General features: G+C 29.4%; 15 protein-coding genes. All 15 read right to left on the reverse strand.

Going from position 1 to position 17,076, the window contains the following annotated elements:
• Positions 1-9 precede the first annotated feature (9 nt).
• The gene (locus CPJCM30710_RS07050) at positions 10-828 is read right to left on the reverse strand and encodes an ABC transporter permease (RefSeq protein WP_212903469.1); all 819 of its coding nucleotides are present in this window, start codon (positions 826-828) and stop codon (positions 10-12) included.
• A 146-nt stretch (positions 829-974) separates the two neighbouring features.
• The gene (locus tag CPJCM30710_RS07055) at positions 975-1,583 is read right to left on the reverse strand and encodes an acyltransferase (protein ID WP_246503486.1); all 609 of its coding nucleotides are present in this window, start codon (positions 1,581-1,583) and stop codon (positions 975-977) included.
• Positions 1,584-1,797: 214 nt separating this feature from the next.
• The gene (locus CPJCM30710_RS07060; RefSeq protein WP_212903470.1) at positions 1,798-2,991 is read right to left on the reverse strand and encodes a glycosyltransferase; all 1,194 of its coding nucleotides are present in this window, start codon (positions 2,989-2,991) and stop codon (positions 1,798-1,800) included.
• Positions 2,992-3,048: 57 nt separating this feature from the next.
• A complete protein-coding gene (locus CPJCM30710_RS07065; RefSeq protein WP_212903471.1) occupies positions 3,049-4,110 on the reverse strand; it encodes an EpsG family protein in 1,062 nt (353 codons plus the stop codon).
• A gap of 33 nt (positions 4,111-4,143) precedes the next feature.
• The gene (locus CPJCM30710_RS07070) at positions 4,144-5,298 is read right to left on the reverse strand and encodes a glycosyltransferase family 1 protein (protein WP_212903472.1); all 1,155 of its coding nucleotides are present in this window, start codon (positions 5,296-5,298) and stop codon (positions 4,144-4,146) included.
• A gap of 37 nt (positions 5,299-5,335) precedes the next feature.
• Positions 5,336-6,244: a glycosyltransferase family 2 protein gene (locus tag CPJCM30710_RS07075; RefSeq protein WP_212903473.1), complete on the reverse strand. Its 909-nt coding sequence runs from the start codon at positions 6,242-6,244 to the stop codon at positions 5,336-5,338.
• 38 nt (positions 6,245-6,282) lie between these two features.
• A complete protein-coding gene (locus tag CPJCM30710_RS07080) occupies positions 6,283-7,341 on the reverse strand; it encodes a glycosyltransferase (protein ID WP_212903474.1) in 1,059 nt (352 codons plus the stop codon).
• A gap of 69 nt (positions 7,342-7,410) precedes the next feature.
• Entirely contained in the window at positions 7,411-8,463 is a 1,053-nt protein-coding gene (locus CPJCM30710_RS07085; protein ID WP_212903475.1) for a glycosyltransferase, read from the reverse strand.
• 33 nt (positions 8,464-8,496) lie between these two features.
• Positions 8,497-9,627: a glycosyltransferase family 4 protein gene (locus tag CPJCM30710_RS07090; RefSeq protein ID WP_212903476.1), complete on the reverse strand. Its 1,131-nt coding sequence runs from the start codon at positions 9,625-9,627 to the stop codon at positions 8,497-8,499.
• Positions 9,628-9,831: 204 nt separating this feature from the next.
• Entirely contained in the window at positions 9,832-10,527 is a 696-nt protein-coding gene (locus tag CPJCM30710_RS07095) for an HAD family hydrolase (RefSeq protein ID WP_212903477.1), read from the reverse strand.
• Positions 10,524-11,504 (reverse strand): ATP-grasp domain-containing protein, encoded by a 981-nt coding sequence (locus CPJCM30710_RS07100; RefSeq protein WP_212903478.1) that lies wholly within the window; start codon positions 11,502-11,504, stop codon positions 10,524-10,526. The genes CPJCM30710_RS07095 and CPJCM30710_RS07100 overlap by 4 nt, the downstream gene beginning before the upstream one ends.
• Positions 11,505-11,521: 17 nt before the next feature.
• Positions 11,522-12,118, reverse strand: a complete 597-nt coding sequence (locus CPJCM30710_RS07105; RefSeq protein WP_212903518.1) for a sugar transferase — start codon at positions 12,116-12,118, stop codon at positions 11,522-11,524.
• 19 nt (positions 12,119-12,137) lie between these two features.
• Positions 12,138-13,283 carry a DegT/DnrJ/EryC1/StrS family aminotransferase gene (locus tag CPJCM30710_RS07110; RefSeq protein WP_212903479.1) on the reverse strand — a complete coding sequence of 382 codons (1,146 nt, stop codon included), beginning with the start codon at positions 13,281-13,283 and terminating at the stop codon, positions 12,138-12,140.
• 171 nt (positions 13,284-13,454) lie between these two features.
• The gene (locus CPJCM30710_RS07115) at positions 13,455-14,867 is read right to left on the reverse strand and encodes a polysaccharide biosynthesis tyrosine autokinase (protein ID WP_212903480.1); all 1,413 of its coding nucleotides are present in this window, start codon (positions 14,865-14,867) and stop codon (positions 13,455-13,457) included.
• Positions 14,868-15,001: 134 nt separating this feature from the next.
• Positions 15,002-16,918, reverse strand: coding sequence for a polysaccharide biosynthesis protein (locus tag CPJCM30710_RS07120; protein ID WP_212903481.1), 1,917 nt, complete (start codon positions 16,916-16,918; stop codon positions 15,002-15,004).
• Positions 16,919-17,076: the final 158 nt, after the last annotated feature.

The following is a 17,076-nucleotide window of genomic DNA, read 5'->3' on the forward strand; positions in this document are numbered from 1 at the left end:
TTCTCAACTTTAAATAATATCAGCAAATGATTGTTCAAATTTGTTAAAGAAACGTACTCCAAGAAATAATAAAATTACACTTACAATAGCAGATATAAATATTGATGGTAGATATAATTCAGCATAAGGTATAAAACACCAACGAAATCCATCAATAACACCGACCAATGGATTTAAAGAATATAGCAATTTAAACTTTTCTGGAATAACATTACTTGAATATCCTACTGGGGATATATACATGCCAAACTGTACAATAAAGGGTACTATATATTTTATATCACGATACTTTACGTTCATTGTTGCAACAAATAAGCCTGCTCCTAATGTAATGCAAAAAGCCATAATAAAAAATATTGGCATTAATAAAAAACGAATGGGAGGCATATATCTGTACCCTATCATCATTACAAGTAAAATTGCTAACGAAACTATTGCGTCTATAAAGGATGTAACAACTGCGCTTGTAGGTAAAGCTAAGCGAGGAAAATAAACTTTGGTTAGTAGATTACTGTTGCCGATAAGACTATTAGCGGTATTGGCAAATCCACTAGAAAAAAGATACCAAGGTATCATAGCTGAATACACTAATATTGGATATGGAACTCCATTTGATGGAAGCTTTGCTACGTTGCCAAAAATAAAGGTCATTATCAACATGGATAAAAGAGGTTGTATTATTGCCCAAAACACTCCCAATACAGTTTGTTTATACCTTACAACAATATCTTTCCATGCAAGATAATAGAATACTTCGCGATATTTCCACAACTCTTTCAATTTTTGTCCTTTCATAGTTTTTCCACTTATAACTGTAATATCATTCATAATCACTAGTCCTTTCTTTTTATTATATTTACTTAAATCTTTTTCTAGTTTTAACTTATATGATTTCTTACTCTTCACTTATGCAAGGACTTTATGATCTAATAACTTTTTATATTTTTATAAATTATGATTATGCGTATTTTAAGTTAAAATTGCAAAATTTCATTATTTCTTTTATTAAAGAATACAGAGTTTTCAGGAACATCACCTTTAACTATACTACCGGCTGCTATTACTGCGTTATCACCTATTTTAGTATTTCTTAAAATAACAACATTAGAACCAATCCATACATTTTCACCAATAACTACTTCTCCTTTAATAAGCCTATCTGTGCCTATTGCCTTATAGTTATGGTCGTGATCGTAAATACATACATTCTGTCCAATTTTCGTATAATTTCCAATTGATATTTTCTTTACACAATTAATATTACAATTATCATTAATAAAAACTTTTTCACCAATTATTAACTCACAATCAAAATCTAATCGTATTGTGGCATTTTTTCTTATAAAAGCAAATTTATTAATAATTATCTTTGATTTTTTATTAAAAACGTCAAATCTACTTCTTTGCCCTAGAAAGAAAACTGATGCTTTAATATTTTTTAAATATAAAAGTCTATAAAACATTCCCCTAAGTATTGCAAAGAAATTTGAAAAATATATCATAAAAAAATAATAAAATCCTCTTTGCTTACATTCGTTGTATAGACTCTTAATAAATTTACTAATTTTTTTTATTGTAATCATTTAAATTCCCCCTGAAAGTTCTTAAATTTGCTTTCTTTACTATATTAACTTTCTAAGGTCTTAAGATTTATTTAATTAATAGTGTAAAAAGTTATATATATTAAATATTAGAGTTACAGGTGCACAGTTTCATAACTAAACATATAACTCAAAAAAAGGTATTGCATATCGAGACCATTTTCCTGAATTGATTAAAGCTTAAAGTTGTTTATCTTTATTCAATTAGATAATATAACTTCTCTATCTCACTACTATTACAATAATTCGAATTTATTGTATTGTATTGCAGAGTATTCCTTATTTCAGGATTATCAATCAACTTTTTAATACCAGATACTATACCATCTACCCCTAAATCTGTAATGATACCATCAAATCCATCTTTCACCTGACTTATCGCTGTATTATAGTTCGTAAGTAAAACTGGTTTTCCTAATATTTGTGCCTCTGTAACAGTAACAGCCTTACCTTCATAACGAGATGGTTGAACATATATATCACAGGCTTTTACATAGGGGTAAGGATTTATTTTCTTACCTAGTAAAATAAAGTTATTCTCAACCTTTAAATTATTTATTAATTCCTTAATATTTTTTTCTTCATTTCCATATCCAACAACATACCAAACTATGTTATATCCCTCATCTAATAGTCGCCTACATGCCTTTACTGCATCATCAATTCCCTTTGCATATGCTAATCGCGCCACTGTAATTATATTAATGTTGTTATTCTTAAATTTTAACTCACTAGTACAATTATCTTCAGCCATTTTTTTTATAAAATTAGTTGAAGATATATTCTCAATAACTACTGTCCGTTCCTCAAACTGCGGATATTTTTTTAAAAATGACAATCTACAACTTTCAGAAACAGCAACTATATAATCGAATCTTTCCCACATTTGTGCATCTATCTTATTATCAATTTCAAGGTATGAATAATCTGTGTGTATCCAAGCAATCTTTTTTTTTGCATTAACTTTTTCACCTACAAAATAATGAGGCCATAAATAGCTAATAGCAATATCGTATTTTTTTTCGATAGGAGGAAGTACTGGCAGAGCAAGCTTCCATGCAAGCTGCATAGGGATAAGTCCTAATTCTTTAAATCCTTTATACATAGAAACAAGTTGTCCAATATATTTGGCTAAGAGTCTTGAAACTGCGGCTCTATACTGTCCTTCTTTAATAATCTCCAAAATTGACTTCCTAAACGTTGTATATTCAGGTATTTCTCTCAATAAATTTATTTCTTTAGGTAGCATTGGCATAAATTCACCCTGTTGTCTATATAGCATTAAATCAATATCATATTTATCATAGTCAAAACTCTCTAGTAAACCGATAAGACTTCTTTCAACACCACCAATTGACATATCAAAAGAAGAAATAAGAATTTGCTTCATATCAATCACCTCAACCATGTAAAATAAACTTTAAGTTGTATTGATGAAACATTTAAATTATGAAACCAAAACATTCCTATAATAGTCATTCCATAAACTGACTTGATACCAACTAAATATAAAATAAAATGTTATAATACCTGTATATAGTAGCATCTTTGTTTTCTTATCATAAAAGTGTACCAGTCTTGATATTAATATCAAATTATATAGTTCAAAATAAATACACAACCTATAAAAATAAAGATATTGAGTACTAAATAACATAAATATACAGTTAAATAAAGACATGTAGATAAAGACACTGCTTTCAGGCCATTGATTTCTTACTTTATCTTTAACTAAATAAGCTAAGACAATAGGAACAAATGTAACGGAAAGTCTTATAAGATTTACCGATGAGGAATTGTTTGCCATATCACGACCATAGTTACTATACTGAGTAGTTTCTAGAAACTTCACAATGATTCCCAGCATAGGTCTAAATGCTACCACTAGCATTACTGAAATAAAAAATACTGCCCAAAAGGTCCTATTCCATACTTCTTTTCTAACCAAAAAGTATAATGGTAAGAATATTACTGCTGATCCATGAAGTGTTGATACTAAAATTACAATAATAAAGTATGTTTTCCATTGATTATTAATAACATATCTAACTGCCCAAAAAAGTATAGCTGCAGCCATAGATTGCCTTATTCCATTCATTGTTACATAGTATAATACAGTTCCAAAATATAAGTAAATTCCTAATGCAAATGGTTTAGCATATTTGTATAACGCTAAAATAATAAATAGGTTAGTTATAAAAGCTGTAAAAAAAATAAGTATTTGCGGATTCCTTGATATTTTATTTAAAAGAATCATTATTAATGTAAAACCATAATCTTTACTATTGTCTAATAAATGTGGATTTACATTAATTAGTCTATATGTGTAAGTATAAGTTCCTGTATCACCAATACTATTAGGTGATCTAAATCCTGAGATAAGTATAATAATTGTTAAAATAATAAACGTACTAAATCTAGATAATGTTAATGATCTATATTTATTGTTATTTACCATAAGGGCAAGTATGAAAACTATAAACATAGTTGTAAAATATACATATTTCATTTTTTTACCCTTCTCTAAAAGTATATTTTTATATCAAATAGACAATTGATAAATATCAATTAACGTTTTTACAGTAGTGTCAAGATTATATCCATTTTTCAAAATTACACCAGTGGTGATTGAAGATGATATTCTTTTTGTTTTAGAACTATTTAATATTGCATTAAGCCAACTATCTAACTTAGCATTCAGACTTAGCATATTTATAAGTCCTAATCCCATATCACACTCCTTTGGTATAGTGTCAGAGATAACGCAAGGTGTGCCTGCTGCTTGGGCTTCTATCAATACAATGCCTAACCCTTCATATAGCGAAGGAAGTACAAAAACATCAAACATACGCATGTAAAGAGGTATATTAGTTTGTACTCCTAAAAATTTAACATGTTCATTTAACTGTTTTTCTTCAATCATAGCTTCAATTTGTTTTTTAAGATCTCCTTGTCCAATTAATATGAGTTTAAAATCAACTTCCTTATCTCTTAAATACTCTGCCAACCTAACTAAAAAAATATGATTCTTCTGTTCACCAAATTTACCAACATGACCAATTACTAATGTATCTTCATTAATTCCTAATTTTTTACGCATGCTTCTTACCGCATTTAAGTCAATATATTTATAAGGAGTTAAATCTATAGCATTAGGTAATACCGTAAACATTTGTTTTCTTATCGACCTCTTTCCAAATAAAAACTTCCCAGCAGCTTTTGTACAAGAAACATTTTTATTAGAATTTAACTTAATTAAAACTCTCATAAAAGCAAAATAAATTTTTCTTATTAATATATGACCATAGTCTCCCAAAGTGTTGTGAGAATGACAAATCCTTAGTTTAATTCCAGCTAATCGTGCAGCTAATAAGGCCAATCCTGAATTAAAAAGCGTATGGGCATGAACAGCATGATATGGACCATATTGCTTAATTACTCTATACAAATCTACTATAAACTTAAATAGATTTGTCTTTTTAGGAGATGGAACATAAAAGATACGACCACCTAATGCTTTTATTTCATCATCATAATGACACTTAGCATCTGTAAATGAAATAAAATCAAATTGCACTTTGCTTTTATCAATTGTTCTATAAAGGTGCATTATCATCGTTTCAGCTCCCCCGGTATTCATACCTCCAGTAATTTGAAGAATTCTAGGTATTTTATCATCTTTATTATGTTTAATCATTTAAATTTCACCACCTTTTTGACAAATGTAAAATTGCTTACTGTAGTTTTAAATTTTTATAAACTTTTTTAGAAGTTTTTTTGATATAAAAATAAAGAATAGTACCTAATGGAAGAGCTAACAATGTTGTAAATTTACACGGTGATTCTTTTAAAAAATTAATATTTTTAATCATCAAATTGCTTGATACATAATGTACACAATTGCGAAACTTTTCCTTAAAATTTGGTGCTAATTTCATAGCAACTTTTCTAAAAACAATAAAACCCTTGGGGTTTTTCCTATATTGATTAAAAATATTTAATGAAGACCCATCTTCAAGATATTCTACGTAACAAACTATTTCGTTCATTAATAAAAGTTCATACTCTTGATCAATCATGATATATTTATAACTTAAAGGAACATATTTTTCTTCAGTAAAAATAGGATAAGAAGGATACTTTCTTGTTAATTCTGAACGATAAATTAGTTTTTTATCACCTTTAACATTAAATCTGGTATAAAGTTCCCACAACTTTGAACTTCGAATTCCCTTTGGTAGAGCCGTTCCTAATATTGTCCCATTTCTTTTTGCATTAAGTGCTACAATACCTGCATACCTTTCATTTCCATTTAAATTCCAGAAGTTAATAATTTTTTCTACAGCATCATCTGCCATAAAATCATCAGAATCAATACAAACATTTAGTTCTGTATCAATAAGCCTATATGCAGCATTGTGTGCACCGTGCATACCTTGATTTTCTTGATAATAATAATGTATATCTACTATATTCTCGCTTCTCCACTTTTCAACTAATTCTTTTGTATTGTCTGTAGAACCATCATCTATTATTAGCCAAACAAAATCTTTACAAGTTTGACGTTTTAAACTTTCATAGCATAAATGTAGTGTATACCCTCTGTTATATGTTGGTGTAAATATTGTTAATTTGCGAAGCATAATTATCACAACCTTTTAAGTTATTCAATTACAATTATTTAGTTCGTGTCATTAAAACACTGCATGTACACATTATTGACTTTATCCAAATAACTTCTAATACTTAAATTTTTATCAACGTAATCTTTAACACCTTCTGAAAGAGTATCATAATATCTTTCATTAGTTAAAATTTCAATTATCTTATGAATAAACTCCTTATCAGTGTCACATAAGACTCCTCTTGAATTATTTACAATTATTTTATTACCACCTACTGGCGTTGCAATAACTGGCTTGTTTAAAGACATCGCCTCTAATAATGCCATTGGCAAACCCTCAAACTTAGAAACTGATACCACTACCTTAGTATTCTTTAATATATAGAATGGATTTACCATGAATCCACACATATCTACATTATCTTTAAGCTCATTTTTTTCAATATATAATTCACAATCCTGTTTTAAGTCACCATCGCCAATCATTACAACCTTGATGTTAGGTAAATATTTCTTTGTCTCTTTTATAATACTCAAAAATCTTAAGGGATCTTTTTGATAATTTAACCTCCCAAATAATGCGACATCATAACTTTTGTTACACTTACCCATCCTTGATAATTCCTTGATTTTATCACTATCAACAACATTATTAATTGTAATTACTTTATCAAGTAAATATTTGTTGAATACATCCTGTTCAGTAATTGTAGAAGTACAAGAAATAACTTTTCTAGAACGCATAGACACGTAAAAGTGGATTAATGACAAAGGATTAATTTTTCTTATCCAATCCGGATCATTATGCAGATGAAAAATAACAGGAATTTTTAAACCTGCAGTTACACTCATACCTGCCATGCGGCAACCATGAGCATGTACAAGGTCGGCACCCCACTCACAGGAGGCTCTTGCTATCTCATAAGGTGTCCTGGATTTTATGGGGATAAACTGTACGTTATACATTTTACACGTATCAATTATAGGTCCAGGTTGTGAGCAATATGCTGCTTCATATTTATCTGATAAACCTTTAATGATTTGTATTGCAACATTTTCAGCTCCTGAATAACTTCGGCTTGGAAGAACATGAAGTATCTTAAACTTTTTATACATATTATGAATCCTCCTTTGAAGTGTAACTTTGTACTTTTTAGAGGTATTATAACTGTACTTCTTTGCACATTATTTCATAGATACCTTATAAAGATTTGCTATATTAGACATATATAAATCTATGTTGAAAACATTAGAACTATAACTTAATGCTCCCTGACAAATCTCGTTATAATAATTTGAATCATTCAAAACCATTAAAATATGTTTTATAAACTCACTGTCATCCCTACATATAGCTCCTTCTTTATTGCTTATTACATCATTAAGCCCAGAGGTATCAGATGCAAAAACAGGTTTCCCAAGAGATAACGCCTCTAAAGCTACCATAGGCATACCTTCACCTTTTGATGTCATAACAAGTACTTTAGCTTTTTTTAAAATAGGGAATGGATTGCGCAAATATCCAGTAACCTTTATTGTATCTGATAGATTATTTACTTTAATTTTTTTACAACATTCCTCAAGCAATTCACCATCACCAATCATTACTGCCCGTACATTTGAGTTTACTTCATGTACTTTTTTCATAATTTCTATAAAACGTAAAGGGTCTTTTCTATCAGTAATCCTGCCAATAAATACGAAGTCATATTCATCTTTATACTCACTCTCATTAGCAAGTTTATATATCCTTTTAATGTCAATTACGTTTTGCAATAATTCAGCTTTTCCTCTAATAAATGATGAAAAAATAGATTTTTCTAATATACGTCGTTCTACAGCTACAACTCTCTTATATATAGGGCATATCACAGTATAGGCTATAGAATCTATGTTTATTCTTGAAAGCCATTCATGATAGTTGTGTAGATGAGATATTATGGGTATACCTGAACAAGCCAAAGCAGAACTAATACTTGACCTATACCCGTGAGCATGTATCACATCAGGATTAAAACTATTAATAATCGATTTTAAACTTCTAGGGTTACATTGTTCAAACTGAAAATATGGTACTTGAAATTTACCGATAGTACTGCTAACCTCCTCCACTATGTTTGGAAGTGCTGCATACCCAAAATCATAATTATTATGGAGCCTGCGAATTATCTCCAAAATAACTGTTTCACCGCCACCATATACATTGTTATTAATTATATGAAGTATCCTTTTTTTCATTTAGACAACTCCCTTTAACAACATTTATACCAATTACATCCCGCCCATAAATTTAATATATAAATTAGTCATTTCATTCATTACACTGTTAATATCATAAGTATCTAAAATATACTCTCGAGCATTCTTTTCTATAGATTTTATTAGATCCCTAGATCTTTTTAAATTTATAATATATTCACTCATCAAATATGTGGAATTATTTGAAACTAACCATCCATTTAAACCATCTACAACTAATTCCCTATGACCTCTATTGTTAGTAGCAATAACAGGTTTCCCACAGGCCATTGCTTCCATTATGTTGACAGGTAATCCTTCTCTAAGACTACTGGCAACTGCAACATCACTCATCTTTGAAATTTCATCAACATCTTTTCTAAAACCTAGAAAATCAACAATATCATCAATATTTAATTCTTTTGTCAGAGATTTATAGAAATTCATTAAATTACCTTCACCAACCAACAAAAGATGTACGTTAGGGATTTCTTTTCTAACTTTTGATATAACTTTAATCAGTAATTGCTGATTTTTATTTTTATTTAGTTCAGCAACATAATAAAGCAAGAAGTCATCCGTTTTATATCCATGTTTTTCTCTTAACATATCCTGCTCACTCTTACTTACAGGTTTGAATTTTTCTGTATCGACCCCAACTCCATGAATACGTTCTATTTTTTTAGCTCTAAAATGATGATTTACTGCAAGATTATAATCTTCATTATTTATAGTTATAAGACAATCAGTATACCGTGCTAACCATCTTTCTAAAGGATAATAGAGTATCCAATTTAATAAAGGTGCTCCTTTACAAAAGTGAAAGCCATGGGCTGTATAAAAAACCTTTGTCCCTTTATTTCTAGCTGCTTTTGCAGCAAGTCTAGCTAATACACCACCCATAGGAGTATGGCAATGAATTATACTATATTGATTGTTGTAAATAATTTTCTTAATTTCTTTACATGCTTTAAAATTACTTAAGTTAAGTGGTGAACGTTCTATTGGTATATTATATTTCTTATCACAATAGGGTAGATCTATATCGCCCTTCGCAGCAACATGAACTTCCCAACCTTGTTCTTGAAACCATTTCATATATGGCAGATGAAATGCCATAAAATGATTATCTACAGTTGCACAGTACAAGATTTTTTTAGACACATTCATCACCTCTTTCTTAAATAATTTTTATATTACAAATTAACAATATTCTTTAAATTGTATAGATATATAACCTCATAACTTAATCGACAATTCAGCAAAAAGAATTTCATATCGAGGCTATATGCTGCCATTTCACGAAGTGAAATCTGGCTCAAAATTAATAGGCTCGATGCCTATTAATTTTTATTTAATATAAATTCATTAGGATTGAATTTGTTTATCTTTATTAATTATCCTTTTTAAATCTATCAAAGTATTAATATTATATTTTGCATAATATAACTCATCTTTAACTGTATCAATATATATGCCATCTTCTCTTTTAATAAGCACCGTTAATACACCTAACCTATTAGCTGTAATAAAGTCTTTCTCAACATTGTCACCAACATAAATAATCTCATTAAAATTTACACCTAATTTCTCAGACATTAGTTTATATGGTTTCTCTGATGGCTTCCAAAAATCTTTACCTAATTCATCAGTAATGATAATGTAGTTAAAATAGTCTTTAATTTTTATTGCATCTATTTTTCTTGTTTGTGTTTCTTTATATCCATCAGTTATAATTCCTAGTTTAAGACCTGTTTGTTTTAGGTACTTAATTATTGGAATAACATCATCATATAAATCAATAATAGGATTATGCTTTCTATAAGTTGTAATCAATTCATCAATATATTTAATATCATATTTTATTTTTAATTCATCTAGAGTTTTATTAAAAAGCATTTTTGAAGAAGTAGTAAAAATTTGATTCATTTTTTCAAGAACTTCTTGTTGTGTAATAAAAAAATCCGTGCTTATCTTCCTTGCAACTGTCCTGAAACCGCTTAATACATATTGTTTTTCAGAAATTAACGTATCATCTAAATCAAAGACAACAGCTTTAATCATAATACCGACATCCCAAAACTATCTAAAAATATTGAGTTGTCAAATCTTAGACATATAATGTTATCTTCATAGTCTTCATTGTAATAAAGTTTTTCTCCACTTAAAATCTTGTAAAGATTCATTGATGAATTAGCACCTACTTTAATACTCATTGGAGCTCCACCTCCAAATCGTGGATTAATTTCGATGAATTTTATTCCAGTTTCAGTTTTTATGCATTGTATTGTTATTTGACCTATAGGTTTTAAAACAGACAAAAGTCTTTTAACTTCCTCTATGATTTCTCTATCTTTACTTATTAGTCCCTTTAAAACTTCACCACTTCTAACAGCTAACCTTTTTCTAGGAACTATTGTTATTGGATTACCTTCAAAATCAAGAAATGCATCAACTGTAAATTCTTCACCTTGTATAAATTCTTGAATAATAGGATTTTGTACATAATCTATAAAAAATTCTAATTCCTTTTTAGAATTTATCTTAAATGCATTTATACTTGAACTTCCATTAACAGGCTTAATAAATAGCGGAAACTTATAATTATTTTCTTTTATATCTTCTTTTGTTATTAACTTTGGAGCTCCAAATTTATTTTCTTCAAAAAATTTATTAGTGTTAAATTTATTTCTGCAAACATTTATAACATTAATATCAGAAATAAGTACTTTTGCATCTGTATCTCTCTCTATTCTCATTTTATTTTCCGCAATTACTAAAAGCTCAGTATCTATTGTTGGTATAATTAGTTTTATATCTTCTTTTCTACATATATTTATTAAACTATCAACATAATTTTTTTCTTCAATTCTAGGGATTATATAATATTTATCTGCAAAATAAATTGCAGGTGCTGTATTCGATATATCTACTGCTATTATCTTACTTTCTGTATCAATAGCTTTAGCTGCTTCTTTAAAACACTTTATTAGCTCAACTCTTCTTCCCGCACTTAAAATTAATGTGTTACAAATAGCCATTCCAAACTCCCCTAAATTTAGTTTTTTCCATTGAACCATTCCATCGTAACATTTCCGTCTTGGCTTATTCCTTCCCTTTTAAAGACTTTAACTATGGTGATAAAGAATATCTTAATATCTAATCTCAATGACCAATTATCTACATACCAAACATCTAATTCAAACTTTTCTGCCCATGATATTGAGTTTCTTCCATTTATTTGTGCCCATCCTGTAATTCCAGGTCTTACTTCATGTCTTCTTATCTGACTTTCATTATATAAAGGTAGATACTCAACTAATAAAGGTCTTGGTCCTACTATACTCATATCCCCCTTTAGTACATTAAAAAACTCTGGAAGCTCATCCAAACTTGAACTTCTTAAAAACTTACCAAAGGATGTGAGTCTTTCTTCATCAGAAAGTAGAGCACCATTTTTATCAGTGATATTAAGCATCGTCCTAAATTTTATCATCCTAAAAATTTTATTATTTTGACCTATTCTTTCCTGAGTGAAAAAAATAGGTCTACCTAATTTAAATAAAATGAGTATTGATATAACTAAATAAACAGGTAATAAGCATATGACTGCTATTAGACTTAAAAATATATCTAATAATCTTTTAATAATCATCATTCATCTCCACCATATATTAATTAAAGAGCTGCTTGATTATTGATATAACTTTATTAATCTCTTCATCAGTCATCTTAGTGTCTGATGGCAAACAAACTCCTCTATTAAATATGTCTTCTGCTATGCTTGCTTCTCCATCATTATGAGAGTAAAATCTATATTTCTGATAATATGGTTGAATATGCATAGGCTTCCAAATAGGTCTTGATTCAATATTTTCTTTATCAAGTGCTAAAATTATATCTATTGGTTTTACGTTACTTTCTTCTTTTACAGTAATAGCTGAAAGCCAATAGTTTGGATCGCCATACCCACAGATAGGTATCATTTCTATTTCTTCAATATCATTAAACGCTTTTTGATAATCATTAAATATCTTTTTCTTTTGGCATATTCGTTCCTTAAGAACTATAAGTTGTCCTCTTCCTATACCGGCTAAAACATTACTAATTCTGTAATTGTAGCCTAGTTCGCTATGCTGATAGTGTCTTGCTTCGTCTCTTGCTTGAGTAGCCCAAAATCTTATCTTATCTATGGCATCCTCGTCATTAGACACTAACATACCTCCACCTGAGGTAGTTATTATTTTATTTCCATTAAATGAATATATACCGAATCTTCCTAATGTTCCACTGCATATCCCCTTGTAGGTTGCTCCTAGTGATTCTGCTGCATCTTCAATTATTGGAACTTTAAATATTTCACATATTTCTCTTAATCCATCAACATCTGCACTTTGACCATAAAGATTAACAACTATCACTGCCTTTGGAAGCTTTCCTTCCTTCTTACAATCTATAAATGCTTTTAAAAGTGCCTTAGGGGACATATTCCAGCTTTCAGGCTCAGAATCAATAAAAACAGGTGTTGCTCCTTCATATATAATTGGATTACAGCTTGCTGCAAAAGTAAGAGAAGAACAAAATACTACATCTCCTCTTCTTATACCTAGATATTTTAGTGCCATATGAATAGCTGCTGTTCCTGATGAAAGTGCTACTGCCGCTTTTACTCCTACTAATTCTGTAATTTCTTTCTCAAAAGCATCAACATTTGGTCCTAGGGGAGCTATCCAGTTTGAATTAAAAGCCTCTCTTATAAATTGTTCTTCTAATCCACACATATGTGGAGAAGATAAATAAATTCTTTTACTGTTAGACATAACATCACCTCAAGCTTAACTAATATAATTAACTGATAGAGACAACATTTCTATTTACAGTATAATTTTCTTTTTCAATCTTCTAATAAGCTAACCACATAAATAATAACCTCATAGATTACACTTATATTTCTGTAGGATATTTAACTCAAATTCCATATTTCTTTATATCTATTTATTGATTTTACATTTTATCTTTTTAATAAACCTACTAAATACATTTTTTTCAACTCTTTCATAATTACTTCCATAATTATCACCAGTAGAATCTTTAATCTTATTTAATAAAACTCCAAGTATTCTTCCATTTGCATACTGGATGAGTTCTTTAGCTTTTATTGTGTCTTTTCTTACTGCTTCACCAGAAGAAACTACAAGAAGATAACCATCTACAAACTGTGAGAGAACCTGAGCATCTGTCACTATGCCTACTGGAGGCGTATCAAGTATAATATAATCGAATTCACCTTTAAGTACCTCCATAAATTCCTTCATCTTTATAGAAGAAAGAAGTTCTGATGAATTAGGAGGCTTAACTCCTGCAGTTAGAATAAACAGGTTTTCTATTTCACTTTTATGCACAGCATCCATCCAATTTACCTCTCCAAGAAGGATGTTAGTCAACCCTATCTCATTAGAAAAATTAAATACTTCGTGAATATTTGATTTTCTCAAATTGCAGTCAATCAAAAGTGTCTTTTTACCATTAAGGGCCATCAGCACTGATAGCATTGATGCTGTTGCAGTTTTCCCTTCATCAGGTTTTCCACTAGTTACTACAATAGATCTTACATCCTTATAAATTGAAGTAAAATATATATTTGTTCTTAATGTTCTATATGCTTCCATAACAGAGTAATTCAACTTTGATAAAAACTCTAAACCAATATTATGAATTTTTTTCCTTTCCTTAGGTATTTCTCCAATTACTAAAAGTTTTAGATATTTTTCAATATCTTCTTTACTCTTTAAAGTATTATCCAAAAATTCTAATGCAAATATTATTAAAAGAGAAATCATGATGCCTCCAAAAAGTCCTAAAACAATGTACAGCTTCTTACTTGAAGATATAACCAATTGAGGCTGTTTTACTTTTTCCATTATCTTAATGTTACAGGTTGGATAAATGCTCTTTGCTTCCTCTATAAATGCTTTAGTAAAAGCATTTAATATATTTACAGCATCTTGAGAGTTTGTCCAATTCAGTTGTAAATCCATAAACTGAGTTCCTTGTTGTGGTATAACTATTATGGAATTTTTAAGTAACTCTGGTGAAACATTCAACTTTAAGATCTTTATAGTTTTCTCCGATACAACAGTAGTTTTAGCTATGGCACTATAGGTAGCCATAAACTCTTCATATGTTCTCACATCATCAATACGAAATTTTGTTCCTTCTTTATCTATAGAATTTCCTATTATTACACTAGTTTCTACTTTATATAAAGGTTTGATTCTAGAATTACTATAATATATTGATAGCAACAATACTGGAATGGTTATAAATATAACTATATAGAATCTCTTTCTTATTGTCCTTAAAACATCTTTAAGCTCAATATCAACTACATGTTCTTCGCCCAATCTTCTCTCCTCCCACTACTATTTAAATTAGTCTCTGTTATGGATAGATACACAACTTCATAACTAAAATTTATTAAGGATTGAAGTTGTGTAGCTTACTACTATTACTTAGTTTATTAGTATCCACATAATATTTATCGTAATGTTGCAGATACTTGACTTATAATGTCATCTTCACTATATTTTTCATCAACTAGCTTTTCTGTATTATCAAGATGATATTCAACTCTTTTATATGTCACCACTAACTCCTGTATCTTTCTTATAAGCTCTTCCTGACTTTCATGCTCAACAATAAATCTTATCTCCTTAAAATACTTCTTCAACTTATTCATATCTACAAAAGTCGGTCTTCCAATAAATATCTTTTCATGTCTCGTTTCTTTAAGCCCTTCCTCAGCCATTAATAATTCTTCATACAGTTTTTCACCTGGTCTTAACCCTGTAAACTTTATTTCTATATCTTTATTAGGTTCATATCCCGATAACCTTATAAGCTCACAAGCAAGATCATAAATCTTGACTGGCTCCCCCATATCTAGTACAAATATTTCACCACCCCTTGCAAAGGTTCCAGCCTGTAATACAAGCTGTACCGCCTCTGGTATAAGCATAAAATATCTAGTTATTTCAGGATGCGTAACAGTAACAGGTCCTCCCTCCTCTATTTGTTTCTTAAATAAAGGAATTACTGAACCATTGCTCCCCAAAACGTTTCCAAATCTCACTGCCACAAACTCCGTACTACTTATCTTATTCATCGCTTGAATAATCATCTCACATATTCTCTTTGTGGCTCCCATAATATTTGTTGGATTTACTGCCTTATCAGTAGAAATTAATACAAATTTTTTTACCCCATATTTTCCAGAGCATTCAGCTACGTTTAATGTTCCAAAAACATTATTTTTTACTGCTTCTATAGGATTGAATTCCATCAATGGAACATGCTTATGAGCTGCAGCATGAAAAACAACTTGTGGCTTGTACTGTTGGAATATCTTTTCAATTCTCCTTCTATCTCTCACAGATGCAATAAGTACCTTATGATTTAAACAAGGATATTTTCTTGAAAGCTCATTTTGAATTTCGTAAGCACTATTTTCATAGATATCTAATATTAATAATTCACTTGGGTTATAAGATGCTATTTGTCTGCAAAGTTCTGAGCCTATAGAACCGCCTCCACCAGTAACTAATACAACTTTTCCTTTTATATACTCTGATATTCCTTCTACATCAAGTTTTACTGGCTCTCTTCCAAGAAGGTCCTTAAGATCCACATCTCTCATATTTGTAAGATGTGTTTTTTCATCAATTAACTCATACACACCTGGGATTATTTTGACTTTTGCCTTTGTTTCGCTACAGAGCTTAATTAACTCCTTCTTTCCTTCTACTTTAAGGCTAGGTATCGCTACTACTATTAAATCTATATTTTTCTCTTCAACAACTTTTTTTATTTCACTTCTTGATCCTAAAACTTTTGCTCCTGAAATTGATGTTCCTACTTTTTCAAGGTTATCATCTATTATTGCAACAGGATTATACTTCATCTCTGGATGCTTCCTCATTTCGTTTATTACCATATTTCCTATTGAACCAGCTCCCACTATAAGTACTCTTTGAAAATTTCTCTTATCTAAGCTGCTTACCCCAACTACTATTCTTCTATATATCCTAAAACTCATTCTAAACCCTACCACTAGCATTACATTTAATATTCCTGCCATTATTGTTACGAGTAGTGGTATTCGATCAATTATCATAATTGATATTATAAGATTAACCCCACTACCTACGACACAACCAGCAACACCTAACATAAATTCATCTATACTGGCTATCGTCCAGAGACTTTCGTATAATTTAAATAAATAAAAACATATAATATAAACTGATAAAATAAGAGGCATTCGCCTAAGATAAATGTTAATGTATTCATTATTAATTATTGTGGAAAATCTAAAATAGAAACTTATTAAATATGAAATATTAATCAGTGCCAAGTCAATTAATACAAGAAAAATGAATTTGTATTTTTTCCCCATCATCTAAGTCCCCTTTAAATATGTCTTTTAAATTTTGGATTTTCTTCAATTAATCATTTATCTAAAATCAATCTTCCTTAACATATGTATTTTTCGTAAACGAAAATTATTACTACGATTACTACTATTTATCACTTTACTTTACTACTTTAGTTCTA

Source organism: Clostridium polyendosporum, from assembly GCF_018332455.1.
GTDB lineage: Bacteria > Bacillota > Clostridia > Clostridiales > Clostridiaceae > Clostridium_AY > Clostridium_AY polyendosporum.